The organism is Cellulosimicrobium sp. Marseille-Q4280, from assembly GCF_943181405.1.
Taxonomy (GTDB): domain Bacteria; phylum Actinomycetota; class Actinomycetes; order Actinomycetales; family Cellulomonadaceae; genus Cellulosimicrobium.
This window is the reverse complement of sequence record NZ_CALPBY010000002.1, coordinates 501,518-527,318: the sequence shown is the minus strand read 5'-3', so window position 1 is coordinate 527,318 and position 25,801 is coordinate 501,518. Positions and strand designations below refer to the sequence as shown.

The following is a 25,801-nucleotide window of genomic DNA, read 5'->3' as shown; positions in this document are numbered from 1 at the left end:
GCCTAGTGTCCCGCCTGCGCGTCCGTGACGACGAGCTCGACCACCTCCACGCCCCACCCGAGCGGCTCGTGGCGGGCGACGCGCCACCCGGCGCGCTCCGCGAGGCGGGCGACGTCGTCCGGCGTGCGCGGCGGCGCGCCGGTGGCGGCCAGCGACAGCAGGGCGTGCTCGGCGGCGTGCGGGCTGAGCCCGTCGGGTGCGAAGTCCTCGACCAGGACCACGTGGGGAGCGGCCGCCCGCAGCGTCGTCAGCAGCGAGACGAGCTCGGCGTCGGTGCGGTGCCCCGCGCCCAGCGCGCTGACGGCCACGTCGACGCCCGGCCACACCGTGGCGAAGGCCCACGACGACGCGTCCTGGTCGCCGCCCGCGGCGTCGCGCAGGGCGGCGAGCGGGACGGTCTCCTCGACCACGGTCACCGACTCGACGCCCGGGACGTCGCCGAGCCGCTCGGCGACGACCACCGCTCCCGGGCCCCCGACGGCGACGTTCGTCGCGCCCTCCCACACGGGCCACGACGCGAGACCGGTGAGGACGTACGCGAGGACGTCGGCGTGCTCGACGAGCTCCGCGGCGCGCTCCACGTCGCGCTCCACCTCGGACCGCAGGGTGCGTCCCCGCACCTGCTGCCACGCGGGCACGCCGGCGCGCTGCGCACGGGCGAGCCCGGCGAGCGCGAGGACGAGGTCGGCCTCGTGGCCGTCGTACTCCTCGCGCTCGTGCTCGTCGTCGAGGAGCTCCACGCCGGCGTCGCCGAGCCGCAGGGTCGACCCGTCGACGTCCACGATCCCGACGCCGACCAGGACGCCCGCGAGGGTCTCGACGGTCCCCGGCGGCACGGAGAGCGCGCCCGCGAGGTCGTCGACGTCGCGCGGGCCCGTGCCGAGCGCGTCGAGCAGCCCGAGCTGCAGGGCCGCGCGCGTCGCGAGCCACGGCACGGGGGAGGGGACGCCAGCCGGCGCGGCCGCTGCCGGTGCCGCGGCGCCACCGCCGGCCGGTGTCGCGGCGGTGGTGCCGTCCTGCTCGGTCGGCATGGCATGGGCGACGTCGGCGGCGGCCGGCTCGAGGTGCCAGTAGCCGGTGACGTCCACGTGCGACCGGTCGAGCCCGCGCTCGCGCACGAGATGCCGGCGCACGGGCAGCAGCGCGCGGCTCTCCGCCGCGGCCCACGCGTACGCCTGCCCTGGCCACCAGTCGAGCGCGCGGACGGCGTCGTCGAGCACCGTCCGGTCGCCCTCCGGTGCGACGACCCAGCGGACCGTGTCGCCGGGGCGCAGCGCGAGCTCCTGCCGGGCGCACCCGTCCGCGACGTGGACCACGACCTGCACGGGCACGTCGACCGGGCGCTCGTCGAGGAAGCGGCCGATCGCCGGCAGCGCCGTCTCGTCGCCCGCGAGCAGCGCCCACACGACGTCGTCGGGCCACACGGTCGACGCCTTGGGCCCGACGAACCACACGTCCGAGCCCGGTACGGCTCCGGCGGCCCACGCGGCCGCCGGGCCGTCGCCGTGCAGCACGACGTCGAGGTCGAGCTCGCCCGCGACCGGGTCGACCCGGCGGGGCGTGTAGTCGCGGCCCTGGCGCTGCGACGAGGGGAGCCAGTCGATGCCGTGCGCACGCTGGACCGGCAGCGCGGCCTCGACGTCCCCGTCGGCGGCGAAGACCAGCTTCACGTGGTCGTCGAAACCGGGCGCCGCGAACGCGGGCATCGGCAGGCCGTCGCGCTCGAACGCGCCGAGCTCGGGGCCCGCGAGGGTGAGGCGCCGCATGCGCGGCGTCACGTCGACGACGCGCGCGACCTCGACATGACGCAGGACGAGCGGGTGGGTGCGCAGGCGGTGCTGGGCCATCAGGAGAACTGGTCCTCGACGACGTCGAGCAGGGCCGTCGCCTCGTGGTAGTCGCCGCGGATCGTCCACGTCGGCAGGTCGTGCGCCTGCCCGGCCTGGAAGGACGGCAGCCCGGCGAACACCGGGTCCTCGGAGAGCGTCGCGACGTCGGCCGTCGCGCCGTTGAACCCGATGACGAACACGGTCGGAGCGGTGAACACCGAGCCGACCTGCTCCGCGGAGACCTCGAACATGTCGCCGCCCGCCGTGTACGGCTCGGCGCCCGTGCGCTCCTGGACCGTGTCGATCTCGAAGCCGAGGTCCTCGAACGTGCTGGGCAGTGCCTCGCCCTCGATGAGCGCGTACGTCGTCCCCTCCGACGTCCGCGCGAGGAAGGCCGTCGGGCCGTCGGGCACGGTGATCGCGTCGCGCACCTCGGCGAGGCGCTCGTCGTACCCGGAGACGAGCTCGTCGGCGGTGTCCGCCTGGGCGAACACGTCGTCGGCGAGGAACTCGAGCTGCTCCTGCCACGTGGTGAACGACCCGGACACGAGGACCGTGGGGGCGATCTGGCTCAGGCCGTCGTAGACGTCGGTCGCCTGCTTGAGGGGGAAGCCCCACCCGCCGCCCACGATGAGGTCGGGCTCGAGCGCGAGGATCGCCTCGAGGTTGTACCCGTCCGCGCTCCAGTCCATGAGCTCGGTGCCGTCCACCTCGGCCTCCTCGGCCCAGAACGGGGAGAACGCCGGATCGGGGTCGTCCGTGACCTCGGGGACCGTCGCGAGCACGGGCACGTCGAGGGTGTACAGGTACCCGGCGAGGGCATGGTTGAGCACGACGACGCGCTGCGGGTCCGCGGGGACGGTCACCTCGCCCTGGTCGGTCACCACGACGCGGTCCGCGGCCTCGGAGGTCGACGTGTCGGGGGCCGCGTCATCGGTCGCCGTGGCACCGGGGTCGGTGCTCGTGGAGCACGCGCCGAGCGCGAGCACGGCGGCGGTGGTCAGCGCGGCGGCGCGGAGGGTGGCACGACGCAGGGGCAGCATGGAGAGACCTCACACTCGGGAGTCGGGATGCGAGGGCCGCGTCCGGCGGCACGCCTCACGAGGTTAGGCTAACCACACCTGACGCCGCGAACGTCCCCGGAGGCGACATCTCCGGTCCCGGACCTGACACCGGACGCGCCGCGGGAGCCACCCGGGCGGCACCGGGGAGAGGAGCACCATGACACCGACGGCCCTGAGCGCCGTCGTGCCCGAGAACTCGATCCGGTTCCTCGGCCACGGCACCCACACCCACGACGAGCCGCACCTCGTCCACGTCGTCACCGGCACCGCCGAGCTCGTCGTCGACGGCGCCCCTCTCACCCTGCGCACCCACGAGAGCCTGTGGCTCGCGCCGGGCGTGCCGCACTCGATGCGCCTGCCCGACGGCGCGATGGCGCTCGGCCCGATCCTGTCGCCGGGCGTCGAGCCCGGGCAGCGCGCCCGGCGGCTGGGCGTCGTGCCGGCCATCACCTCGCTGCTCACGGCCGCGCTGTGCGCCGGTCCCACCTCGCCCGAGCAGGTGGCCCCTTTCCGCGCTGCCCTCGAGGACGTGCTGCGGGGTCTCGGCACCGACTACTTCGCGCTCACGCCGCCCCAGCACCCCGTGGCGCGCGCCGTCGCGGCCGAGGCGCCCGGCACCGAGGCGACCCTCGACGAGCTCGCCGCGCGCCGGCGCACGAGCACGCGCCACGTGCAGCGGCTCTTCGTCGAGGAGACGGGACTGGCGTTCGGGCGCTGGCGCACGCGGTCGCGGCTCAACGTCGCGATCGCCCGCCTGCGCGGCGGGTCGCAGCTCGACGCGGCCGCCCACGCCGCCGGCTACGCGACCCGCGCCGGGCTCCTGCGCGCGCTGAGCCGCGAGACGGGGATCGGCGTGGCCGAGCTGTCGCACGACCCCGTCGCGGCGCTCGCGGCAGGGACGGGCGTGCCGGTCTGAGCTCCGCGGCCGACGTCGGTCCATACTGGCGTCGCGGCGGGCACGGGCCCGCCGGGGCGCCCGGCGGACGGGCCCGCACCACGGAGGCAGCATGACGTCGAAGGCCGGCCCCGAACAGGTCCCCGCTCCCGCGCGGCGCGCGTCGTTCCTCAGCGCGCTCGTGCCGCCCGCGCAGCGGCGGCCCCTCGACGAGCTCGCCGACCGGCTCGACCTCGAGGCAGGCGACGCGCGGGCCAAGACCTCGGCGTTCTGGGTGATGCTCGTCCTGTCCGGGATCATCGCGGTCGCCGGTGTCATCACCGACTCCACGGCGACGGTCATCGGCGCCATGATCATCGCGCCGCTGTCGACCCCGATCCTCGGCGTCGGGCTCGGGATCGTCACGGCGAAGGGCCGGCTCGTCGCCCGCTCCGTCCTGACGGTCGTCCTCGGGCTCGCGACGGTGGTCGTGCTCGGCTGGCTCGTGGCGCTCGTGCTCCCGGACACGGCGCACGTCCTCGCGAACTCCCAGGTGACCGGCCGGACGTCACCCGGCCTTCCCGAGCTCGTCGCGGCGTTCGCGACCGGCTTCGCGGGCGCCATCGCGCTCGCCCGCCGCGACCTCGGCGACGTGCTGCCCGGCATCGCCATCGCCATCTCGCTCGTCCCGCCGCTCGGCGTCGTGGGCGTGTGCCTCGGTGCCGGAGCGCCGTCGCTCGCCGCGGGCGCGCTGCTGCTCTTCACGTCGAACGCGGTCGCGCTCGTCATCGCCGCGACCGTCGTCTTCACCGGCGCGGGGTACGCGGCCGAGGCGTCCGAGGCGCGCGCGGTCGTCCACGGCCCGCGGCGCGTGCGCCGGGCCTACCTGGTCGCAGGCGTCGCGCTCGTCGTCGTCGCCGTCCCGATGGTCGCGAACACCGTGCAGGCGGCGCTCGCGGAGCTGTGGGCGGGCCAGACCCGCGCCGCCGCGCAGGAGTGGCTCGCCGACGACCCCGCAGCGGTCGTCGAGGGCGTCACGTGGCAGGGCCAGGAGCTCGTCGTCGCCGTGCGGACGCCGAACGAGCTCCCGCCCGTCGACACGCTCCAGTCCGACGTCGACGCGCTCGTCCCCTGGCAGCCCGAGGTCGTGGTCGTCCACACCGTCGGCGAGCGGGTCGAGGAGGACGGCTGACGGCGATGGTCGGGCACCCGGCACCGTCACCCCGGGGCCGGGGCCGGGGCCGGAGCCGGGTCAGGCGACGTCGAGGTCCGCGTAGAGCGCCGCGTGGTCGGACGCCGCGTGCACCGGCGACGTCATCGTGTCGTAGTGGGGGAACAGGGTGCCGTTGCGCCCGCCCCAGACGCCCTGGCGGAAGACCGATCCGCCCACCGTGCGCTCGAACAGCGCGGGGGAGAGCAGCACGTAGTCGATCTTCTGGCTCGCGGTCCCGTTGCCGTAGGTCCCGGGCCGCTCGTCCCCGGCGAACGTCGGGTGCGTGCTGACGTCGCGCAGGTCCGTCCCCTCGAGCAGCGGCCGCAGCGGGGCGCTGTCGGGGGTGTCGTTGAGGTCGCCCGCGACGACGACGTTCTGCTGCCCGCTCGCGCGCAGCCGCCGGTAGATCTCGGCCACGTGCCGGGCCTGCCGGCGCCGGGTGGCGTCGCTCACCGCCTGGACGCCGTAGCCCTTGGACTTGAAGTGGTTGACGAGGACCGTGATCGTCGCACCGGACGGGAGCTGGACGACGTACTCGGGGCAGTCGCGCCCGAAGACGACCCGCCCGCTCGAGTCGCGGTCGTCGACGTGCGAGCGGATGCCCCCGATGCCGAGGCGGCGCGTCGTGAGGAGCCCGACGTCGATGCCGCGGTCGTCGTTGCCGTCGATGAGCATGACGTGCGGGTACAGCGGCCTGCCGGTGCGCGTGACGACGCCCGCGTCCGTGAAGTGCTTGAGCGCGATGCGGCTCTCGGCCTCGACGACGGCGAGGACGTCCGCGTCCACGTCGGCGATGACGCGCGCCGCGTGCGCCGTGGCGAGCTCGTCGACCCGCTCCTTGACGAGGTCGACCCACCCGATCCAGTCGCCGCGGCCCGTCGCGACGACCTCGGTCCGCGCCGTCCCCGCGGCGAGCGAGCCGGTGCGGCGCAGGAGGCGTCCCCGGACCTGGCGCAGGACGGCGAGCTCCGCGCCGTCGGACCGGAGCAGGCCCAGCGTCTCCAGGTGCTCCAGGACCTCGGCGCGCACGGCGTCGGTGTAGTCCTCCTCGCCGAGCAGCGCGTTGACGCGGGCGTGCGCCGCGAGGACCTCGTTCCCGCCCCCGCTCATCGGGCCGTGCATCGCGCGCGGCCGCTCGAACAGGTTCTCCACGTTGTACGCACCGACCCGGACCGGCATCGCGGCCTCCCTCACGTCGCCCCGACGCGAGGTCGGGGACCCGTCCGGGCGTCGTGACGGTCGGCGCCCTACCTGGGGAGAGGGCGCACCGCCGCGGTCCGGACGTCGTGCACGCGTCCGCCCGCAGCAGCGTGCACGGGAAAGGCTCGGCCGGTGTCACCGCCACCGACCGAGCCGCTCGGGACCCGACGACGCCGTCAGCGCGGGCGCGGCGCCGGTGCCGTCGGGTAGATGTCGCGGAACGTGGGCTCGAACGCGGGTCTGAGGAGTCTCATCCCCGCCTCGTCGGGCGTGCGCCCGCCCTTGACCGCGTTGCACGGCTCGCACGCCGCGACGGCGTTGAGCCACGTCGTCGTCCCGCCCTGGCAGCGGGGCACGACGTGGTCCATCGTGGTGGCGGTCCCGCCGCAGTAGGCGCACCGGTACCGGTCACGTCGCAGCAGGGCCGCACGCGAGTATGGGACCCGGCCCTGGCGGTCGTAGACCCATCGTGCGTGGACGTACCGCACGAGCTCGACGGAGCGGGGCCGCTGGTACGGCCCGAACGTCTCGCCCTCGACCACCTCGAGGACCTCGGCGACGCGCCGGTGCAGCATGCGGATCGCGTGCCGCAGCGAGACGCGGCCGAGCACCTGGCTGCCGCCGAGGTTGTAGATGACCACCTCGCTCATGGTCGCGTCTCCTGTCTCGTTCCTGGCCGGGACGACGAGAGCCGCCCCAGAACGGTGCCCCGGGACGGCTCAGCAGGTCGACGACAGAGGTCGTCTACCTGAGGAGCGCCCTTCGGGACAGGTCGGTGGTCCACGGGTACGTCATGCGGTCCACCAGCCTCTCGTCGGTCGTCACGGTCGAGCGTCCGGGCGGTCTCGACCGGACGAAAAGCAGGCTATGCCCGCCAGGGCCCCACGTCCACGGTTTACGCGCGCCTGTCGCTGCAGGACGGAGGCTAGCGTGGTCGTGCCGCCGCGGGTCGGCGGGCGCGGGACACAGGTGCGGGACGAGGAGAGGACGGCGACAGCGGTGGAGCTCACGGAGCGCACGACGTGGCGAGGGCGCGAGGTCGCCTGGGCGCGCGAGGGCAGCGGTCCGCCGCTCGTGCTGTGCCACGGGACGCCGTGGTCCTCTGCGCTGTGGGCGCCGTTCGCCCGGGCGCTCGCGGCCGAGTTCACCGTGCACGTCTGGGACATGCCCGGCTTCGGGCGGTCCTCGAAGGAGCCGGAGCACGCGGTCGACCTCGCGACCCAGGGCGAGCTGTTCGCCGACCTGCTGGCGCAGTGGGGGCTCGACGCCAGGCGTGCCGGGGCGCAGGCGCCCCACGTGCTGGCCCACGACGTCGGGGGCGCGGTGGCGCTGCGGGCGCACCTCGTGCACCAGGTGCCGGTGTCCTCGCTGTGCCTCGTCGACGTCGTGGCCCTGCGCCCGTGGGGGTCGCCGTTCTTCCGGCTCGTCGCCGAGCACGCCGACGTCCTCGAGCGGCTGCCGCCCGCCGTCCACCGGGGCGCGGTCGAGGCGTACGTGCGCGGTGCGAGCCACCGCGGGCTGCGCGACGACGACCTCGCGACGCTCGTGGAGCCGTGGCTGGGCGACGAGGGCCGCGCGGCGTTCTACCGGCAGGTCGCCCAGGCCGACGAGCGGCACACGGCCGAGCTCGAGCCGCTGCTCGGGCAGGTCGGCGCACCGACGCACGTCGTGTGGGGCGAGGAGGACACCTGGATCCCGGTCGACCGGGCGCACCGCCTACGGTCGGCGATCCCGGGGGCGACCCTCGCGCTCGTCCCCGGCGCCGGGCACCTGGTCCATCTCGACGCGCCGGTCGAGCTGGCGACGGAGCTGCACCGCTGGCTCGTGTCCGTGCGCTGACCGCCTCCGCCGCAGGACCGCTGCCGGACGGGTCTCAGTCGCCCGCGGCGGGCGCGGGTGTCAGGGGCAGCCGGACGACGAAGCGCGTGTCGCCCGGCCGGGACGTCACCGACAGGTCGCCGTGGTGCTTGTTCACGACGATGCGCCACGAGATGTCGAGGCCGAGCCCCGTGCCCTGGCCGACGGGCTTCGTCGTGAAGAACGGCTCGAAGATGCGGGGCAGGACGTCCGCGGGGATGCCCGTCCCGGTGTCGGCGATCTCGATCTCTGCGGCGTCCTCGGTACGGCGCGTCGTCACGGTGAGCGTGCCCTCGCCCTGCGTCCGCCCGTCCGACGACGCGCCCATCGCCTGGGCCGCGTTCTCCACGAGGTTCGTCCAGACCTGGTTGAGCTCCGCGGCGAACACCGGCACGGCGGGCAGCTCCGGGTCGTAGCGGCGCACGACGGAGATCCCGGCGAGCGCGCGGTCGAGCATGACGATCGTGGAGTCGATGAGCTCGTGCAGGTCGACGGGGCGGAACGGGGCGCGGTCGAGCTGGGAGTACTGGCGCGCGGCACCGACGAGCGAGGAGATGCGCACGGTGGCGTCCTCGATCTCGGCCATGAGCTGCTCGGTCTCGATGGTGTAGGCGAGCCAGCTCACCGCGCCGGTGAGCGCGCCGGCGTCGATGCGCTCGGCGGCCCGGTCGAGCCACGGCTCGTCGATGCCGGCCTGCACCAGCGCGGGGGCGACCCGCCAGCCCTCGGGCATCCCGTGGTCGTCGAGCCAGTCCGTGAGCCGGTCCTCGAGGTCGGAGGTCTCCAGCGCACCGACGACGTCCGCCTCCCGCGCGTCGGCGTACCGCTCGAGCGCCTCCTCCTGGAGGCGGATGAGGACGGCGAGCGTCGCGCGGTCGTAGGGGCCGTCGGCGATGAGTGCGAGCTTGTGGCGCATGGCGCTTACGCGCTCGCGGAGCGTGCCGGTGGCGCGCACGGCCGCTGCGGCCGGGTTGTTCAGCTCGTGGGTCAGCCCGGCCGAGAGGGAGCCGAGCGCGAGGAGGCGCTCGCGCTGCCCGACGAGCTGCTGCGCGTCGCGCGTGCCCCAGAACACGCCCTCGAGCAGGTGCACCGCCATGGGGAACCACTCGGTCATGAGCTTGGCGAAGTCCGGCGCGGAGAGCACGAAGAACCGCGACGGCTCGAGCACGCGCACGCTGTGCAGGTACGTCTGGGGCAGGCGGTCGCCGAGGTAGGCGTTCCACGCGCCCATGTAGACGCCGACCTGCCGGGTGCGGTTGATCTCGACGTCGTCGGTGCCGACGCGCCGGAACAGCGCGACGCCGCCGTCGAGCAGGACGAAGAACCGCTCGGCGGGCTCGCCCTCGCGGCACAGCCAGCCCGGCTCGGCGTGCTCGACGTGCCCGGTGCGGCACAGCCACGCGAGCTGGTCGTCGGTGAGGTGCTCGAAGAGGAACGTGGCGCGCAGCTCGTCGACGTCGCACGGCAGCCAGCCGCTCGTGCCGGGGACCGTGGCGTCGCCGGTCCCGGTGCTCGGCCGGGCGTCGTCCTGGGTGCCGGTCATGGCGTCACCTCCGGTGGGTCAGAGCTGTTCGAGGTAGCGGTGGACGAGCATGACCGCCATCGCGCCCTCGCCCACGGCGGAGGCGACGCGCTTGGCGGACTCGGCGCGGACGTCGCCCGCGGCGAAGACGCCGGGGACGGACGTCTCGAGGTGGTAGGGCGGTCGCTCGAGCGGCCAGCCCGGGGGCAGGGGTCCGTCGTGCGGGAGGTCGGGGCCGGCGAGCACGTACCCGCGGTCGTCGCGCGCGACCACGCCGTCGAGCCAGTCGGTGCGGGGCGCGGCGCCGATGAAGACGAACGCCCACCCGCAGTCGACCCGGCTCGTCGCGCCGGTGTCGACGTCGCGCAGCTCGAGGTGCTCCAGGTGGTCGTCGCCGACGGCGGCCGTGACCTCGGTCCGCGTGAGGACGCGCAGCCGGGGGTGGGCCTCGACCTGCTCGACGAGGTACGCCGACATGGACCGGGACAGGGTGTCGCCGCGCACGACGAGGGTGACCTGCTTCGCCTCGCGCGCCAGGTACAGCGCTGCCTGGCCCGCCGAGTTGGCGCCGCCGACGACGTACACCTCCTGGTCGTGGCACGCGGCCGCCTCGGTGAGCGCCGACCCGTAGTACACCCCGCGCCCCACGAGGTCGCCGAGCCCGGGGCCGTCGAGCAGCCGGTACGACACCCCCGACGCGAGGACGACGGTGTGCGCGTCGATCGACGTGCCATCGGGGAAGCGGACGCTGCGGGCCGAGCCCGCGACGTCGAGCTCGATCGCGTCGCGCGTCGTGACGATCTCCGCCCCGAACCGCACCGCCTGGCGTCGCGCGCGGTCGGCGAGCTGGGCGCCGGAGATGCCGTCGGGAAAGCCGAGGTAGTTGTCGATGCGCGAGCTCTGCCCGGCCTGCCCGCCCGTGGCGGTGCGTTCGACGAGCACGGTGCGCAGGCCCTCCGACGCGCCGTAGAGCGCCGCGCTGAGGCCCGCGGGACCGCCCCCCACGACCACGAGGTCGTAGAACTCCTCGGTGGGCCGGGTCGCGAGGCCGACGCGCTCGGCGAGCGTCGCGTCGTCGGGCGCGACGAGCGCCTCGCCGTCGGGCGTGACGACCAGCGGCAGGGAGGTGGCGTCGGCCTGGGCGGCGGTCAGCAGCCGCGTCCCCTGCTCCGAGTCCGAGGCGTACCAGCGGTAGGGCACCCGGTTGCGCGCGAGGAACTCGCGCACCTGCGACGACCGCGCGGACCAGCGGTGCCCGACGACGACCGCCTCGGCGGGACGCCGCCGGTCGGTGCGCTGCCAGGCCTCGAGCTGGGCGTCGACGACGGGGTAGAGCTTCTCCTCGGGCGGGTCCCACGGCTTGAGGAGGTAGTAGTCGAGGTCGACGACGTTGATCGCCTCGATCGCGGCGTCGGTGTCCGCGTACGCGGTGAGCAGGACGCGACGCGCAGCGGGGAAGAGGTCCATCGCCTGCTCGAGCAGCTCGACGCCCGTCATCTGCGGCATGCGGTGGTCGGCGAGGATGACGGCGACGTCCTCGCCACGCAGCGCGAGCTCGCGCAGCGCCGCGAGCGTGTCGGCGCCCGACTCGGCGCGCACGACCCGGTACCGGTCGCCGTAGCGCCGCCGCAGGTCGCGCGCGACGGCGCGCGAGACCCCGGGGTCGTCGTCGACGGTGACGATGGCGGGTCGAGACGTCGGTGCGACGGGTTCCACGCGGCCTCCTCGGAGGGCCCCGGACGGGCCGAGTGCCATCCTCTCCCCGGGGCCCCCGCACGTCCACGGGTGCGGTCGTCGGGTCACCCGGGCGTGCGTGGCGCAGACCACACTTGACGCCCTCGTGGCGTGCGCTAGGTTAGGCAAGCCAAACCTCAGAACTTACCGGTGCGCGGCGTGCGCCCGGACCTTCTCCCTGCCTCGAGGAGCTTCGTCATGCCCTCAGCACGACCACTCGTCGCGCCGGCCGCGTCCGTCGCGACCACGGCGCGCGCCGTGCCGCCCTCGCCCGCTCGCGCCGCCACGTCGTTGCTCACGACGGCGAGCGCCGGCGCCTACGCGACCACGCTGCACGCCGTCGTCGACGACGTCGCGGCCCGCGTGGCGGCCGTCTCCCAGCCGTGGTCCGGCGCGTCGCGGGCCCAGCTCGCCGCACTGGTCGACGCCGTGGATCTCGACGCGCCGGGTGTCGGCACCGACGTCGCGCTGCGCGAGACCGCCGACCTCTACGCGACCCACGCCGTGTGGTTCCACGACCCGGCGTACGCCGCGCACCTCAACTGCCCGGTCGCGCTGCCGGCCGTGGGAGCCGAGGCGATGCTCGCGGCGGTCAACACGTCGGTCGACACCTACGACCAGTCGACCGTCGCGACGCTCATGGAGCGCCGCCTCGTCGCCTGGACCGCCGAGCGCATCGGGTACGTCGCGGGCGACGGCGTGTTCACCTCCGGAGGCACCCAGTCCAACCTGCAGGCGCTGTTCCTCGCCCGCGAGCACGCGGTCGAGCGCGAGACGCGCGGCGGCGCGACCGGCCGCGCCCCCGGGGCACCGACCCGCTCCGACGTGCTCCCGCGCCTGCGCGTCCTCACGAGCGCGTCCAGCCACTTCAGCGTCGCCCGCTCGGCGTTCCTGCTCGGCCTCGCGGAGGACGCCGTCGTCACGGTCGCCGCCGACGCCGACGGCCGCCTCGACCCCGCGGCGCTCGCGGGGGCGCTGGCGCGCGTGCTGGCGGCGGGCGACGTCGTCATGGCCGTCGTGGCCACCGCCGGGACGACCGACCGCGGCTGCGTCGACCCGCTCGCGGCGGTCGCCGACGCGTGCGACGCCGCGGACGCGTGGCTGCACGTCGACGCCGCGTACGGGTGTGGGCTGCTCGTGTCCCCGACGCGCCGCCACCTCCTGGACGGGATCGAGCGGTCGCGCTCGATGACGGTGGACTACCACAAGGCGTTCTTCCAACCGGTGTCCGCGAGCGCGCTCCTCGTGCGGGACGCGGCGGACCTCGCGCGCGTCGCGCACCACGCCGACTACCTCAACCCGCTCGAGAACGCCGAGCCCAACCAGGTCGACAAGTCGCTGCAGACGACCCGCCGGTTCGACGCGCTGAAGCTCTGGGCGACGCTGCGGGCGCTCGGCGCCGACGGGATCGGGCGCATGGTCGACGCGGTGTGCGACCTCGCGGCCGCGGTGCACGCGGACCTCGCGGACGACCCGGACCTGCGGGTCGTCGCGCGCACCGACCTGTCCACGGTCCTGTTCCGCTACGAGCCCGCCGGGCTGGCGCGCGAGCACGCGGACCGGCTCGTGCCGCTCGTGCGGCGCGTGCTGTTCGAGTCGGGTCGTGCGCTCGTCGCCAAGACCGTGCTCGACGGCGTGCCGTGCCTCAAGCTCACGCTCCTGAACCCCGACGTCACCCTCGACGACGTGCGCCGCGTGCTCGACCTCGTGCGCACGACCGCCCAGGCGCTCGTCGACACCGACGAGCTGCTCGCCGACGACGCCCCGGCGGTGGCCCGGTGACCGCCGTCGTGCACGACGTCGTCGGGGTCGGGATCGGGCCGTTCAACCTCGGCCTCGCCGCGCTGTCCGCGCCGCTCGCCGACGTCGACGCCGTCTTCCTCGACCAGGCGCCGGAGTTTCGCTGGCACCCCGGCATGATGATCGACGGCGCCACGATCCAGGTCCCGTTCCTCGCCGACCTCGTGACGATGGCGGACCCGACCTCGCCGTACTCGTTCCTCGCGTTCCTCAAGGCGACCGGGCGGCTGTACCCGTTCTACGTCCGGGAGTCGTTCTACCCGCTGCGCGCCGAGTACGACGCGTACTGCCGCTGGGTCGCGCAGCAGCTGCCGTCGCTGCGGTGGGGCCGGCGCGTCGTCGAGGTGTCCCGTGACGAGGCGTCCGACGCGTTCGTCGTCCGGGCCGAGGTGCTCGGACCCGACGGCACCGCCGCCGGTGTCGAGGAGCACCGTGGGCGGCACCTGGTCCTCGGGGTCGGCACGAGCCCCGTGCTGCCACCCGCGCTGCGGCTGCTCGCCGAGGAGGTCGCCGCCGGGGAGCACCCGGGTGCCGGCCCGCTCGTGCACAGCGCGCAGTACGTGCCGCACCGCGACGCGCTCGCCGCGAGCGGGTCCGTCACGGTCGTGGGCAGCGGGCAGTCGGCGGCGGAGATCTACCGCGACCTGCTCGACGGCGTGCACGGGGACGGCCGCGTCGGCAGCGCGAGCGAGACGGGTCCCGGTGGCTACCGGCTCGACTGGGTGACGCGCTCGCCGCGCTTCTTCCCCATGGAGTACACGAAGCTGACGCTCGAGATGACCTCCCCGGAGTACACCGACCACTTCCACGCCCTGCCGCTGGAGCTGCGCCAGCTCCTCGGGCGCGAGCAGCGCGGGCTGTACAAGGGGATCAGCGGCGACCTGGTCGACGACATCTACGACGCGCTCTACCGGCTGAGCCTCGACCGACCCGCCCCGACGACGCTCCTCACCGACACCGAGGTCGTCGCCGCGCGCTACGAGCCGGCCGCCGTCCCCGGGTCCGGGTCCGGGTCCGACGGCTCGGGGGAGTACGTCCTGCGGCTGCGCCACGCGCAGCTCGGTCGCGAGGTCGAGCGCCGCACGCGGGCGCTCGTCGTCGCGACGGGTTACGCCGCCACGGTCCCGACGTTCCTCGACCCCGTGCGCGACCGGCTGCGGTTCGACGAGCTCGGCCGCCTCGACGTCGCGCGCGACTACACGGTCGACGCCGCGCGACGCGTGCACGTGCTCAACGGCGAGGAGCACACCCACGGCCTCACGGCGCCCGACCTCGGCTTCGCGGCGTGGCGCAACTCGGTCGTGCTGCGCACCGTCACGGGGCGCGAGGTGTACCCGGTCGAGGAGCGCATCGCGTTCCAGCAGTTCGGCCTGCCCGACGACGAGCACACCCGCCCGGTCGAGACGTCGCCCGGTGCGTCCCTCGACGTGACGGCCGCGGCGAGAGAGGGGTCCCGATGACCGCGACGACCGACCTGACGACCGACCTGACGGCTGACCTGACGACTGCGGTGGCATCCACCGGGACGACCGCCACCACCTTCGCGGTGCGGGTGCGCTGCGGCGAGGGTGTCGCGGACGTGCGCATCGAGCCCGTCGACCCCACGCGCGACGCCGCGCTCGTGCAGGGCTGGCTCGCCGACCCGCGCTCGGCGTTCTGGCAGTTCGGCCACCTCGACGTCGACGGGGTGCGCGAGTACCTCGACGGCGTCGCGGCGGACCCGCACCAGGACGCGTGGCTCGGCCGCGTGGACGGCACGCCCGCGTTCCTCGTCGAGACGTACGACCCCGCGCGGGTCACCCTCGCAGACGTCCCGGAGGCCGCCGCGCTGCTCGAGCCGGGCGACGTCGGGATGCACCTGCTCGTCGCGCCGCCGGACCCCGCCGCGGTGCGGCACGGCCTGACGTCCGCGGTCATGGGTGCCGTCGTGCGGTTCTGCCTCGCGCCGGACGGCAGGGGCGCGCGGCGCGTCGTCGTCGAGCCGGACGTGCGCAACGCGGCGATCGGCGCGAAGAACGCCGCCGCCGGGTTCCGCGTGCTGCGCGAGATCGACCTGCCCGGCAAGCGTGCGCACCTCGCGGTCGCCACGCGGCCGGACCTCGACGCGAGCCCGCTCGGCGACGGCGTCGACCCCGCCCCGCACCTGCGCCCCGACCTCGCCGACCGCGCGCACCGCCACCTCGTGGCCAAGACGATCGCCGAGCTGACCCACGAGCGGCTGCTCGCTCCGCGCACCGTGCGCGAGGCCGCCACGCCGAACGGGCCGGGGGAGTACGTCCTCGCCGTCGCGGGCGGCGCGGTCGAGTACCGCTTCACCGCCCGCCGGTACGCGCTCGAGCACTGGGTGGTCGACGAGGCGTCGATCCGCCGCACGGTGCACGACGGCGTACCCGCTGCCACCTCGCCCACCCCGACCGACGCACCGGTCGACGTGCTCGACCTCGTCGTCGAGCTCCAGCCGGACCTGCGGATCCCCGACGACCTGCTCGCGACCTACCTCGAGGAGGTCTCCTCGACGCTCGCGAGCGCGACGGCGAAGCTGGAGCGCAGCGAGTCCGCCGGCGGTCCGAGCGCGACGGACCTGCTCGACGCGTCGTTCCAGGAGGTCGAGGCGGCGATGACGGAGGGCCACCCCGCGTTCGTCGCCAACAACGGCCGCATCGGCTTCGGGCTCGCCGAGTACCGCGCCTACGCGCCCGAGAACGCCGGCCGCGTGCGCCTCGTCTGGCTCGCCGCGCGCCGGGAGCACACCCACCTCGCGCTCGGCGCAGGGCTGGACGAGGCCGCGCACTACGGCGCCGAGCTCACCGCCGACGAGCGCACCGCCTTCGCCGGGCGCCTCGCCGCCCGGGGTCTCGACCCGGCCGACTACCTGTACCTGCCGGTGCACCCGTGGCAGTGGGAGCACCGCGTGCCGATCACGTTCGCGGCAGACGTCGCGCGCGGTGACCTCGTACCCGTCGGCCTCGGCGCGGACGAGTACCAGCCCCAGCAGTCCATCCGCACCCTGTTCAACCTCACGCGGCCCGAGCGGCACTACGTCAAGGTCGCGCTCGCGATCCAGAACATGGGCTTCCTGCGCGGGCTGTCGCCCGCCTACATGCGCGCGACGCCCGCGATCAACGACTGGGTCGCCGACCTCGTCGCGGGCGACCCCGAGCTCGGCGGGAGCGGCTTCACCGTGCTGCGCGAGCTCGCCTCCGTCGGGTACACGGGCGACGTCTACCACCGCACCACGACGCCGTCCCCGCACCGCAAGATGCTCGCCGCGCTGTGGCGCGAGAGTCCCGTGCCGCGCACGGCCCCGGGCGAGCGCCTCGTGACCATGGCGTCGCTGCTGCACCGCGACGCCCGCGGCGGCGCGTACGCCACGGCCCTCGTCCGCGCGTCGGGCGTCGACCCGGCCGACTGGGTCCGGTCGTACCTGCGCGCCTACCTGCGCCCGCTCGCCCACGCGCTCCTCGCGCACGACCTCGCGTTCATGCCGCACGGGGAGAACCTCATCCTCGTCGTGCGCGACCATGTGGTGGTGCGCGCGGTCATGAAGGACGTCGGCGAGGAGGTCGCCGTGCTCGGCGAGCGCGCACTGCCGCCCGGCGTCGAGCGCGTGCGCGCCGTCGTCGACGACGCCGAGAAGGCGCTCGCGATCTTCACCGACGTGTTCGACGGCGTGCTGCGCCACCTCGCCGCGATCCTCGCCGGCGACGGCGTGCTCGGCGAGGACCGGTTCTGGTCGCTCGTCGGCGAGTGCCTCGACGACCACCGCGCCGACCACCCGGACCTGGAGACCGGCGTCGACCTGCGCGCCCAGCGGTTCGCGCACTCGTGCCTCAACCGGCTCCAGCTGCGCAACACCCTGCAGATGGTCGACCTCGCCGACCAGTCCGCGTCGCTCCTCTACGCGGGCACGCTCGCCAACCCCGCCGCGCGGGTGCGCTGACGTGGCACCCGACCGCGACCTCGACGCCGACCACGGCGGCGTGCCGGGCCCGTGGCCGGCGGCAGGCACGTTCGAGGTCTTCCGCGACGCGTGGGGCGTGCCGCACGTGCGGGCCGGCGACGAGCTCGCGCTCGCGCGGGGCCAGGGCTACGTCACCGCCCGCGACCGCGGGTGGCAGGTCGAGGTGGACCGGTGGCGCGCGGAGGGCCGCCTCGCCGAGCGTCTCGGCGAGGCGGGGCTGGTCTGGGACCGGTTCGCCCACCGGGTGCGCCTCGCCGACACCGCCCGCCGCGTCCACGCGGCGCTCGCGGACGACGACCGCGCGTGGCTCGACGCGTACACGGCCGGCGTGAACGAGGGGCTCGCGCTCGGGCGCGACGTGCCCGAGATGCACGCGCTCGCCGACCCGGCGTGGCCGGGCGGCGGCGAGCTGCCACCCCACGAGCCGTGGCCCGCGTGGGCGCCCCTCGGCGTGTTCCTCGTCGCGCACGTGCTCTTCTCGGGGTTCCCGCACGTGCTGTGGCGCGACCACGTCGCCCGCACGCTCGGCCGTTCCGCCGCCGCCGCGGCACCCGGGGACCCGCACGCCGTCGACCGGGTGCTGGACCTGCTCGCCGTCGACGGCGGCCCGTCCTCCGGCTCGAACGCCTGGGCGCTCGCCGGGTCGCGCACGACGAGCGGCGCGCCGCTGCTCGTGGGCGACCCGCACCGCCTGCTCGAGCTGCCCGGCGTCTACCAGCAGGTGCGGCTCGCGTGCCCCGCGTACGACGTCGTCGGTCTCGCGTTCCCGGGGGTGCCCGGCGTGCTGCACTTCGGGCACGCCGGGGACGCGGCGTGGGGCATCACGAACGCTGCGGCGCACCACGTCGACGTCCTGGCCGAACGGCTGCGGCGCACGACGGACGGCGACGTGGAGGCGCTCGGGCCGGACGGGCCGGAACCGGTGGACACGGTCACCGCGACGGTCCGCGTGCGCGCGGCCGGTGGCCCGGTCGAGCACCGGGTCGAGACGTGGGAGACGGCGCGCGGCGTCGTCGTGACCGGTGGGCCGGACGCGGGCGAGGCGGATCCGGGCGACGAGGGACGGACGTTCGCGGTACGGCTCGCCGCGCGGGTGGACGCCGACCTCGGCGTGCGCGCGTGGCGGCGGCTGCTGCACGCCCGCTCGGCGCGCGACGTCGCCGACGCGTTCGCCGGCTGGGTGGACCCGGTGAACCGCGTCCTCGCCGCCGACCGGGACACCGTGCTGAGCCTCACCGCGGGGCGCGTTCCGCGCCGGTCGCCGAGGGAGCGGGCGCTGCCGCTGGAGGCGTGGTCCGACGCCGCCCGCACCCGCCCGTGGGTCGACCTGCCGGCCCCGGTGACGGTCGACGGTGTCGCGGTCGACGCGAACGAACGGCCCGACCGGGAGGAGATCGCGCTCGGGCGCACCTACGCGCCACCCCACCGCGCGCGCCGGATCCGCGCGCTGCTGCAGGCGGCCGACGACCGGCTCGGGCCGGCGGACCAGGCGCGCGTGCACGGCGACACCGCCCTCGGCAGCGCCGACGCCCTCCTCGCGTGGCTGGACGACGGAGGCGTGGGAGGGCTGGACGGCGCGGCCTACGGGCGGCGGAGCACGGCGACGCGCGCCGCGGCGGCGCGCCTGCTCGGGTGGGACCGGCACATGGACGCGGGGAGCGCGGACGCGGCCCTGTACGCGACGTGGCGGTCCGTCCTCGTGCGACGCGTCGCGGCGCACCCGGCGCTCGCGCCGCTGCACGAACCCCACGGTCTCGACGAGATCTTCGCGCCGTGGTCGTCCATCACCGCCCGGGTCGCCGACGCCCTGCCGATGCTGCTCGGCGCGTCGTGGCTCGGGATCGACGGCCACACGGCGGCGTGGGCGGCGCTCGAGGACGTCGTGAGCGACGGGACGACGGCCGAACCCCCCGGGATGCCGCCCGAGCCCACCGGGGCGCCGGCATGGGGAGACACCCACCGCGTGCTCGGCCTGCACGTGCTGCTCGACGTCCCCGGCGCAGGCGCCCCGCGCGTCGCGCCGCTGCCCCTGTCGGGGGACACCGACACGGTCCGCTGCACCGCGAGCACGCCGGGCGTCACGGACGTGTGCGTGCGCGGCTCGGTCGCACGGTGGGTGTGGGACCTCGCCGACCGGGACGCGAGCCGGTGGGGCGTGCCGTTCGGCGCGAGCGGCGACCCGCGCTCCCCGCACTTCGCCGACCAGCACCCCGCGTGGGCGGACGCCACGACCGTGCCGGTCGTCACCGACTGGACCCTGCTCGAGCTCGAGGAGACCCGATGACCGCGACCACCGCGACCGCCGAAGGCGTCACCGCCCAGCAACCCGCCACCGCCCAGGGACCCGCCACCGGGAGACCTGCCGCCGACGCCAGGCCGGGAGCCGCCGCCGGGCGCCTGCCCACGGGCGCGCCGGGCGAGCTGCTGCTGGAGCGGGACCTGCCGGGGGCAGGCCGCCTCACGGTGCGGGTGCTCGACCCCGTCGCCGACCTCGACGTGCTGCACTCGTGGGTCACGCGACCCTGGGCGCGCTTCTGGGGGCTCGGCGACCTCACGCCGCACGCGCTGCGGGACCTGTACGCGTACGTCGGGTCGCTGCCCACGCACCACGCGTTCCTCGTGCGCTGGGACGACCGGCCGGTCGCGCTCCTGCAGACGTACGAGCCCGAGCACGACCCGGTCGGCGAGTGCTACGACGTGCTGCCCGGCGACGTCGGCGTGCACTTCTTCCTCGGCGACCGGGGACCGCGCGGCACCGACCTGTGGGCGGTGCTGGCAGCCGTGCTCGCCGAGTTCCTGTTCGCCGACCCTGCGGCGCGCCGCGTCGTCGTGGAGCCGGACGTCGCGAACGTCCGCGCGCACGCCCGCATGCGCGCTCTCGGCTTCGAGCTCGGCGAGCCGGTGCGGGTGGGCGACAAGGACGCCCTCCTGGCCTTCCTGCCGCGGGACCGCGCGACGACGCTCGCGGAGCGGTGACCGGCGGAGCGGTGACCGGCGGAGCGGTGACCGGCGGAGCGGCGACCGGCGGTGTGGTGACCGGCGGTGTGGTGACGACCGGCGGGAGGCGTCACGGCACCGCGACGGCGTGCCCGGCGTCACGCAGCGCGTCGACCGCCCCCTCGAGGCGGTCCTGCGGCACGAGCACGAGGTCCGCGTGGAAGGTCGAGGCCACGAACACCGGGACCGACGCGTCGGCCAGCGGGCCGAGGAGGGACGCGAGCACGCCCGGCACGTCGAGCCCGTGCGGCTCGGCGTAGAACCCGGCCCAGCGCTCGCCGTCGCCGCCCCAGGGGGACGCGTGCCGCAGCACCGTCAACCCTTCGGGTGCGCGCACGAGGGCGACCCACTCGTCGTCCTCGGGGAACGTCGCCCCGGGGTCGTGGGCGAGGACGAACCGGTCGGGCAGGACGCGCAGTCGCAGGGTGGGCACGCCGGGACGATAGCGGCCGTCGCCCACGCGCGCGGGAGACGGCCGCGACGACGGACGGCCCGTCAGTCGAGCAGACCCGCGGCGTAGCCGACGAAGAACAGCGCGGTCAGCACGGCGACACCGCCGATCACGCCGATCCAGACCCACGGCACCGCGCGGTGCGGCCCGTGCTCCTCGTGACCCTGCGGTGCGCTCACCTGGTCCTCGGCGGGCGGGGTCTCGCCGGGCTGCACGTCACCGCTCGCGGAGAAGTCCGCGGCGGGGGAGCGGCCGGTCGAGTCCGTGGGGTCGGGGTCGGCCGGGGTGCTGTGCGTCATGGGTGGTCTCCTCGGGGAGTCGGTGCGGTTCGTGTCATGTCGCGCCGGGTGCGGCGGCCGGCGTCGCCGGGCCGGGTCGGTCGGGCCGGGCCGTCGTGCGACGGCTCGCGGCGGGTCAGGGGCGGCGCCAGTCGTCGGACTCCAGGTGCGAGCCGGCCATCGGGCCCATGGTGAGCATCCCGCCGTCGACGGCCCACGACGCCCCGGTGACGTACGACGCCGACGGCCCGCACAGGAACGCGACGACAGCGGCGACCTCGCGCGCGTCGCCGGGCCGGCCGAGCGGCACGCCGGGCCGGTGCGTGGCGTGCGGGTCCTCGTCCTCCTGCCCGGTCATCGGCGTCGCGATCTCGCCAGGGGCCACGGCGTTCACGGTGATGCCGTGCTCGGCGAGCTCAAGGGCGGCGACCTGCGTGAGCAGCCCGAGCCCGCCCTTCGCCGCGCAGTAGGGCGCCGCGCCGACGCGCGGCGCGCGCTCGTGGACGCTCGTGACGTTGACGACCCGCCCGCCGCGACCCCTCGCGATCATGTGCCGTGCGGCCGCCTGCAGGAGGACGAACGGGCCGTCGAGGTCGGTGCGGATCACGCGGTGCCACGTCGCGAGGTCGAGGTCGAGGAGCAGCGTCGACGTGCCCGTCCCCGCGACGTTGACGAGCGCGTCGAGGCGACCGGTCTCGCCCACGATCTCGTCGACCGCGGGGGCGATCCCGTCCAGGTCCGTGACGTCGAGCCGGCGCAGGACGGCCCGCGCCCCGGCGTCGCGCACCTCGCGCTCCGTGCGATGCGGGTCGTGCTCCTCGGTGTACCAGGTGAGGGCGAGGTCGAACCCCGCCTCGGCGAGCGCGACGGCGGTCGCGCGGCCGATCCCGGACTCCGAGCCGGTCACGAGGGCGACGGGCCGCTCGCGAACGGTGCCCGGGTCGCCGCGCGAGTCGGTGCGCGGGTCGGACGTGCGGGGGTCCAGGTCGGGCGACGTCATCCGTCCAGCCTGGGAGCGGGTCCGGTCGCACGCACCCCGTGGGCTCAGCGGGCAAGACGCTCCACGACCGCGGCGTACAGCCAGGGCGCGGCGCTCGCGGCGGGGACGATCGCGCCGCGCGCCGGGCTCGCGGCCCACGCGAGCAGACCGGTGGTCAGCACGCGGTAGTCGCGCGTGGCGCGCACCCAGGCCCGCTCGTAGGCGTCGGCGTCGTCCAGGTGGCGCACGGCGACCTCCGCCTGCGCGAGACCCACCCGCACGCCCTCCCCGGTCAGCGCGTCGACGTAGCCGGACGCGTCGCCGACGAGGCGCACCCGTCCGGCCGTCCGGCGTCGCGCCCGACGGCGCAGGGGGCCGGCGCCGAGCACCCGGCCCACGACCGGGGCGTCGCCGAGCCGCTCGGCGAGCTCGGGGAAGGCCTGCAGCCGGTCGTGGGCGTCGGCGCCGTCCGGCGCGGTGCGGTCGCCCGTGCCGAGCGGGCTGCGCGCGCCGTGCGCGCTGCCGGTGGCGCGGGGCCCGAGGACGGCGACCCCGACGACGTCGGGGGCGACCGGCGTGACGTACGCCTCGGTGCGGGCGGACCAGTGCACCTCGACGAGATCGGTCCAGGGCGCGACGCGGTAGTGCGTCCGCAGGCCGTAGCGGGAGGCGGCGAACCGGTAGGGCGCACCCTCGAGGCCCGCGAGCCGGCGCACCGTCGAGTGCAGGCCGTCGCACCCGAGGACGTACCGGGCGCGGAGCTGCTCGGGCCCGTCCCGGGAGCCCGACCCGGGGCCGGGCCCGGCGAGGGTGACGTCGACGCCGTCGTCGTCCTGGCTCAGGTCCCGCACGGTCGCGTGGCGGACCTGCGCGCCGAGCGCGACGGCCCGTGCGTGCAGCGCGGCGTGCAGGGTCGTGCGCCGTACGCCGCGCCCCGGTCCGGCGGCGAACGGGTGGTCGGCGTGGCGCACGGACCCGCGGCGGTCGAGCGTCCGGTAGCTGATGCCGGCGAGGGGATGCCCTGCCGGGTCGACGTCCAGGGCCCGCACGGCGGCGAGCGCCCCCGGCAGCAGCCCCTCTCCGCACGCCTTGTCGAGCGTGCCGTCCAGGACGGCTCCGCGGCGGTCCACGACGAGGACGCCCAGCCCGGCACGGCGGGCGTGCACCGCGGCCGCGAGGCCGACGGGGCCGCCGCCGACGACGAGGACGTCGACGCGCTCGGTCACGACCGGGCCGGGCCGGGCCCCGCGGGTGCCTGCGGCAGCAGGCCGAGGGCGCGCTCCTCGGCCGGGATGCGGAACCGCGCGAGGAGGACCGCGTTGAGCACCGTGAAGACGAGGGCGGTGACCCAGGACGTGTGCACGAGCGGGAGCGCGAAGCCCTCGACGACGACGGCGACGTAGTTGGGGTGCCGCAGCCACCGGTAGGGGCCCTTGTCGACGAGGGGCAGGCCCGGGACGACGACGACGCGCGTGTTCCACCGCGGGCCGAGGGTCGCGATGCACCACCAGCGCAGACCCTGGCTCGCGAGGACGAGAGCGAGCATGGGCCACCCGAGCCACGGCAGGAACGGCCGGTCGGCGAGCCACGCCTCGGCGACGCACGCGACGAGGAGGCCGGTGTGCAGCGCGACCATCGCGGGAAAGTGGCCGCGGCCGGTCTCGAAGCCGCCGCGCGCGAACGACCAGCGGGCGTTGCGGGCCGAGACGACCAGCTCCGCGAGCCGCTCCAGGGCCGTGGCGCCGACGAGCGCGACGTACCAGGCGAGGCTCACGCGGAGCTCCGACCCGTCCCGGCGGCGCGTGCCCGCACCGGTCCCGAACGCGGCGGGCCGTCCAGGCGCAGGAGCACGAGCTCGGTGCTCACCCCGGGGCCGAACGCGACGAGGACGGCGGGGGAGCCCGCCGGCGCGGTGGAGGCCGCGAGCGTCGCGTCGAGCACGTGCAGCACCGACGCGGACGACAGGTTGCCGGCCTCGCGCAGGCTCGCCCGGCTGTGGCGCAGGTCCTGCTCGTCGAGGCCGAGCGTGTCGCGCACCGCGTCGAGGATGCGGGGCCCGCCGGCGTGCACGATCCACGTCGGCACCTGCGAGGGCTCCAGGTCGTGCTCGACGAGCAGCGCCTTGACGTCCCCGAGGAGGTGGGCCCCGACGAGCTCGGGCAGGCGCGCGGACAGCACGACCTGGAACCCGGTGTCGCGCACGCGCCACCCGAGGTCGCCGGTCGTGCCGGCGTGCAGCGTCGAGCGGGAGTCGAGGACGCGGGCGGTGCGGTGCGCGTCCGTCTGCCGGCCCGCGTACCCGGCGGCGAACCGCGGACGCGCGAGCCGGTGCTCGTCGCCGACGAGCACGACCGCCGCCGCGCCGTCGCCGAACAGGCCGGAGGCCGCGAGGTTCGCGGTGGAGTCGTCGCCGTGCTGCAGCGTCAGCGAGCACAGCTCGACGGCGATCAGGAGCGCGACGTCGCGCGGGCGCCCGCGCAGGATGTCGTCCGTGCGCGCGAGACCCGCCGCCACGCCCGCGCACCCCCACCCGAAGGACGGCGTGCGGCGCACGTCGCTGCGCAGTCCCAGGCGCTCGGCGACGAGCACGTCCACCGAGGGTGCGCCGATCCCCGTGACCGACGTGACGACCACGTGGTCGACCTCGTGGGCTCCGAGCCCCGCCTCCTCGAGCGCACGGGCCGCGGCCTCTGCCGCCAGGTCCGTGGCGACGTCGAGGAACGCGTCGTTCGAGGCCCCGAACGTGCGCAGACCCGCGTACGCGTCGAGCGGCAGCGCGAGGTGCCGGGTGTCGACGCCCGCGTGGGCGTGCAGGCGCCGCGCCGCCGCCGCGCGGACGGGGTCGTCCGTCAGGAGCGGGGCGATGACGTCGGAGATCTCGGACTGGGTGTGGCGGCGGTCCGGCAGCGCGGTCCATACCGCGGCGACGCGCGACATGTCCGCATCGTCCCACCGGGGCCACGGGTTCGCGCGGCGAGCGTGGGCCGAGGCGGGCACCGGGCCCGAGGGGTCGGGTCGGACCGCCCGCTGCTAGCGTTCCCGCATGGCGCACCCGACCGGGCCGGGCGGCGCCCGCACGGGCGCCGCCGTGCGGGCGGTCTCGCTGCGCGGTCTCGTCGTCGGCGCGCACGCCGCTCCCGCCGCGCTCGTCACCGCGCTCGCGTGCGCGCTGTCGCTCGGCATCGGCTCGGGCCCGGGGACGACGGCGCTCGTCACCGCCGCCGTGCTCTGCGGGCAGCTCTCCGTCGGATGGTCGAACGACTGGATCGACGCGCCCCGCGACCTCGCGGTGGGCCGCGTCGGCAAGCCCGTCGTCGCGGGGCTCGTCACGCCCGCCGGGCTGCGCGCCGCCGCGCTCGCCGCCCTCGCGGCCTGCGTCGTCCTCTCCCTCGCCACCGGGCTCGTGCCCGGGCTCGTGCACCTCGTCGCGGTCGGCGGCGCGTGGGCGTACAACGCGGGCCTCAAGGCGACGGCCTGGTCCTGGGTGCCCTACGCGGTCTCGTTCGCGCTCCTCGCGGTGTTCGTCGTCCTCGCGGCGCCCGGCGACGCCGTTCCCGCGCCCTGGGCGCTCGCGGCCGCGGCGCTGCTCGGCACGGGGGCGCACGTCGCGAACACGCTGCCGGACCTCGAGGACGACGCCGCCACGGGCGTGCGCGGCCTGCCGCACCGGCTCGGTCGGCGCGCCGCGAGCGTGCTCGCGCCCGTCCTGCTGGGGGCGGCGGTCGCCGTCGTGGTCCTCGCGCCGTCCGGTCCGCCGGGCGTCGCGGCGTGGGCGGGGGGCGGTCTCGCGCTCGTCGCCGCGGTCACGGCGGGCGTGGTCGGTGCCGTGCGGCCGTCGTCCCGGGCACCGTTCGCCCTCTCGATGGCGGTCGCGACGGCGTGCGTCGTGCTGCTCGTCCTGGCGGCGCCGGAGGTCGCGGTCGCGCGCTGAGCACGGCGACGCCCGCACGCGGTCGGCGCACGCCGAACCGGTCGGTGTGTCCGGCAGCCGAGACGGCGTCGGCGCCCCGGCGGGGGTGTCGGCGGGCGGTGGCAGGATGTG

General features: G+C 76.1%; 21 protein-coding genes. 9 read left to right on the top strand and 12 right to left on the bottom strand.

Going from position 1 to position 25,801, the window contains the following annotated elements:
• Window positions 1-2 precede the first annotated feature (2 nt).
• Together NFS20_RS07125 and NFS20_RS07120 are read right to left on the bottom strand one after the other, a co-directional pair.
• On the bottom strand, window positions 3-1,847 hold the full coding sequence (locus NFS20_RS07125; RefSeq protein WP_251151031.1) for a siderophore-interacting protein: 1,845 nt from the start codon (window positions 1,845-1,847) through the stop codon (window positions 3-5).
• Window positions 1,847-2,872 carry an ABC transporter substrate-binding protein gene (locus NFS20_RS07120; protein WP_251151030.1) on the bottom strand — a complete coding sequence of 342 codons (1,026 nt, stop codon included), beginning with the start codon at window positions 2,870-2,872 and terminating at the stop codon, window positions 1,847-1,849. Before NFS20_RS07120 ends, NFS20_RS07125 begins: the two co-directional genes overlap by 1 nt.
• A 178-nt stretch (window positions 2,873-3,050) precedes the next feature.
• On the opposite strand from NFS20_RS07120, the gene NFS20_RS07115 reads away from it, so the two are divergent.
• The gene (locus NFS20_RS07115) at window positions 3,051-3,809 is read left to right on the top strand and encodes a helix-turn-helix domain-containing protein (protein ID WP_251151029.1); all 759 of its coding nucleotides are present in this window, start codon (window positions 3,051-3,053) and stop codon (window positions 3,807-3,809) included.
• 91 nt (window positions 3,810-3,900) lie between these two features.
• Complete coding sequence (locus NFS20_RS07110; protein ID WP_251151028.1) at window positions 3,901-4,959, top strand: TIGR00341 family protein; 1,059 nt, start codon at window positions 3,901-3,903, stop codon at window positions 4,957-4,959.
• Window positions 4,960-5,019: 60 nt separating this feature from the next.
• On the opposite strand, the gene NFS20_RS07105 is transcribed toward NFS20_RS07110, so the two are convergent.
• Window positions 5,020-6,159 carry an endonuclease/exonuclease/phosphatase family protein gene (locus tag NFS20_RS07105; protein ID WP_251151027.1) on the bottom strand — a complete coding sequence of 380 codons (1,140 nt, stop codon included), beginning with the start codon at window positions 6,157-6,159 and terminating at the stop codon, window positions 5,020-5,022.
• A 197-nt stretch (window positions 6,160-6,356) separates the two neighbouring features.
• Window positions 6,357-6,830, bottom strand: a complete 474-nt coding sequence (locus NFS20_RS07100; RefSeq protein ID WP_251151026.1) for an HNH endonuclease — start codon at window positions 6,828-6,830, stop codon at window positions 6,357-6,359.
• A 280-nt stretch (window positions 6,831-7,110) separates the two neighbouring features.
• Here NFS20_RS07100 and NFS20_RS07095 point away from each other — a divergent pair, with 280 nt between their 5' ends.
• Window positions 7,111-8,019 carry an alpha/beta fold hydrolase gene (locus NFS20_RS07095; RefSeq protein WP_251151025.1) on the top strand — a complete coding sequence of 303 codons (909 nt, stop codon included), beginning with the start codon at window positions 7,111-7,113 and terminating at the stop codon, window positions 8,017-8,019.
• Window positions 8,020-8,053: 34 nt separating this feature from the next.
• Here the strand turns inward: NFS20_RS07095 and NFS20_RS07090 are convergent, their stop codons facing one another.
• Entirely contained in the window at window positions 8,054-9,580 is a 1,527-nt protein-coding gene (locus NFS20_RS07090; protein WP_251151024.1) for an ATP-binding protein, read from the bottom strand.
• An 18-nt stretch (window positions 9,581-9,598) separates the two neighbouring features.
• Window positions 9,599-11,275 carry an NAD(P)/FAD-dependent oxidoreductase gene (locus NFS20_RS07085; RefSeq protein ID WP_251151023.1) on the bottom strand — a complete coding sequence of 559 codons (1,677 nt, stop codon included), beginning with the start codon at window positions 11,273-11,275 and terminating at the stop codon, window positions 9,599-9,601.
• 216 nt (window positions 11,276-11,491) lie between these two features.
• On the opposite strand from NFS20_RS07085, the gene NFS20_RS07080 reads away from it, so the two are divergent.
• From NFS20_RS07080 to NFS20_RS07060, 5 genes are read left to right on the top strand one after another with little or no spacing between them, the layout of a single operon-like run.
• Window positions 11,492-13,075, top strand: coding sequence for a pyridoxal phosphate-dependent decarboxylase family protein (locus NFS20_RS07080; RefSeq protein ID WP_251151022.1), 1,584 nt, complete (start codon window positions 11,492-11,494; stop codon window positions 13,073-13,075).
• Complete coding sequence (locus NFS20_RS07075) at window positions 13,072-14,553, top strand: lysine N(6)-hydroxylase/L-ornithine N(5)-oxygenase family protein (RefSeq protein WP_251151021.1); 1,482 nt, start codon at window positions 13,072-13,074, stop codon at window positions 14,551-14,553. The genes NFS20_RS07080 and NFS20_RS07075 overlap by 4 nt, the downstream gene beginning before the upstream one ends.
• Window positions 14,550-17,033, top strand: coding sequence for a GNAT family N-acetyltransferase (locus NFS20_RS07070; protein ID WP_251151020.1), 2,484 nt, complete (start codon window positions 14,550-14,552; stop codon window positions 17,031-17,033). The genes NFS20_RS07075 and NFS20_RS07070 overlap by 4 nt, the downstream gene beginning before the upstream one ends.
• A 1-nt stretch (window position 17,034) precedes the next feature.
• On the top strand, window positions 17,035-19,338 hold the full coding sequence (locus tag NFS20_RS07065; RefSeq protein ID WP_251151019.1) for a penicillin acylase family protein: 2,304 nt from the start codon (window positions 17,035-17,037) through the stop codon (window positions 19,336-19,338).
• A complete protein-coding gene (locus tag NFS20_RS07060; RefSeq protein WP_251151018.1) occupies window positions 19,335-20,030 on the top strand; it encodes a GNAT family N-acetyltransferase in 696 nt (231 codons plus the stop codon). The genes NFS20_RS07065 and NFS20_RS07060 overlap by 4 nt, the downstream gene beginning before the upstream one ends.
• 91 nt (window positions 20,031-20,121) lie before the next feature.
• Here the strand turns inward: NFS20_RS07060 and NFS20_RS07055 are convergent, their stop codons facing one another.
• The 6 genes from NFS20_RS07055 to NFS20_RS07030 all read right to left on the bottom strand — a co-directional run bounded on the left by NFS20_RS07055 (window position 20,122) and on the right by NFS20_RS07030 (window position 24,696).
• Window positions 20,122-20,484 carry an ACT domain-containing protein gene (locus NFS20_RS07055; protein ID WP_251151017.1) on the bottom strand — a complete coding sequence of 121 codons (363 nt, stop codon included), beginning with the start codon at window positions 20,482-20,484 and terminating at the stop codon, window positions 20,122-20,124.
• 62 nt (window positions 20,485-20,546) lie between these two features.
• The gene (locus tag NFS20_RS07050; protein WP_251151016.1) at window positions 20,547-20,801 is read right to left on the bottom strand and encodes a DUF6480 family protein; all 255 of its coding nucleotides are present in this window, start codon (window positions 20,799-20,801) and stop codon (window positions 20,547-20,549) included.
• 115 nt (window positions 20,802-20,916) lie between these two features.
• Window positions 20,917-21,780, bottom strand: coding sequence for an SDR family oxidoreductase (locus NFS20_RS07045; RefSeq protein ID WP_251151015.1), 864 nt, complete (start codon window positions 21,778-21,780; stop codon window positions 20,917-20,919).
• Between the two features lie 44 nt (window positions 21,781-21,824).
• The gene (locus NFS20_RS07040) at window positions 21,825-22,985 is read right to left on the bottom strand and encodes an NAD(P)/FAD-dependent oxidoreductase (protein ID WP_251151014.1); all 1,161 of its coding nucleotides are present in this window, start codon (window positions 22,983-22,985) and stop codon (window positions 21,825-21,827) included.
• Complete coding sequence (locus NFS20_RS07035) at window positions 22,982-23,533, bottom strand: isoprenylcysteine carboxyl methyltransferase family protein (protein WP_251151013.1); 552 nt, start codon at window positions 23,531-23,533, stop codon at window positions 22,982-22,984. Before NFS20_RS07035 ends, NFS20_RS07040 begins: the two co-directional genes overlap by 4 nt.
• Window positions 23,530-24,696 (bottom strand): type III polyketide synthase, encoded by a 1,167-nt coding sequence (locus NFS20_RS07030; protein WP_251151012.1) that lies wholly within the window; start codon window positions 24,694-24,696, stop codon window positions 23,530-23,532. The genes NFS20_RS07035 and NFS20_RS07030 overlap by 4 nt, the downstream gene beginning before the upstream one ends.
• 106 nt (window positions 24,697-24,802) lie before the next feature.
• On the opposite strand from NFS20_RS07030, the gene NFS20_RS07025 reads away from it, so the two are divergent.
• The gene (locus NFS20_RS07025) at window positions 24,803-25,690 is read left to right on the top strand and encodes a UbiA family prenyltransferase (protein ID WP_251151011.1); all 888 of its coding nucleotides are present in this window, start codon (window positions 24,803-24,805) and stop codon (window positions 25,688-25,690) included.
• The last annotated feature ends 111 nt before the right edge of the window (window positions 25,691-25,801 follow it).

Bases quoted from the DNA above. Each gene is read 5' to 3' on its own strand.
- NFS20_RS07100 (WP_251151026.1), bottom strand. From the start codon at position 6,830: ATGAGCGAGGTGGTCATCTACAACCTCGGCGGCAGCCAGGTGCTCGGC.
- NFS20_RS07115 (WP_251151029.1), top strand. From the start codon at position 3,051: ATGACACCGACGGCCCTGAGCGCCGTCGTGCCCGAGAACTCGATCCGG.
- NFS20_RS07110 (WP_251151028.1), top strand. From the start codon at position 3,901: ATGACGTCGAAGGCCGGCCCCGAACAGGTCCCCGCTCCCGCGCGGCGC.
- NFS20_RS07030 (WP_251151012.1), bottom strand. From the start codon at position 24,696: ATGTCGCGCGTCGCCGCGGTATGGACCGCGCTGCCGGACCGCCGCCAC.
- NFS20_RS07060 (WP_251151018.1), top strand. From the start codon at position 19,335: ATGACCGCGACCACCGCGACCGCCGAAGGCGTCACCGCCCAGCAACCC.
- NFS20_RS07070 (WP_251151020.1), top strand. From the start codon at position 14,550: ATGACCGCGACGACCGACCTGACGACCGACCTGACGGCTGACCTGACG.
- NFS20_RS07025 (WP_251151011.1), top strand. From the start codon at position 24,803: ATGGCGCACCCGACCGGGCCGGGCGGCGCCCGCACGGGCGCCGCCGTG.
- NFS20_RS07120 (WP_251151030.1), bottom strand. From the start codon at position 2,872: ATGCTGCCCCTGCGTCGTGCCACCCTCCGCGCCGCCGCGCTGACCACC.
- NFS20_RS07105 (WP_251151027.1), bottom strand. From the start codon at position 6,159: ATGCCGGTCCGGGTCGGTGCGTACAACGTGGAGAACCTGTTCGAGCGG.
- NFS20_RS07125 (WP_251151031.1), bottom strand. From the start codon at position 1,847: ATGGCCCAGCACCGCCTGCGCACCCACCCGCTCGTCCTGCGTCATGTC.
- NFS20_RS07080 (WP_251151022.1), top strand. From the start codon at position 11,492: ATGCCCTCAGCACGACCACTCGTCGCGCCGGCCGCGTCCGTCGCGACC.
- NFS20_RS07045 (WP_251151015.1), bottom strand. From the start codon at position 21,780: ATGACGTCGCCCGACCTGGACCCCCGCACGTCCGACCCGCGCACCGAC.
- NFS20_RS07090 (WP_251151024.1), bottom strand. From the start codon at position 9,580: ATGACCGGCACCCAGGACGACGCCCGGCCGAGCACCGGGACCGGCGAC.
- NFS20_RS07050 (WP_251151016.1), bottom strand. From the start codon at position 20,801: ATGACGCACAGCACCCCGGCCGACCCCGACCCCACGGACTCGACCGGC.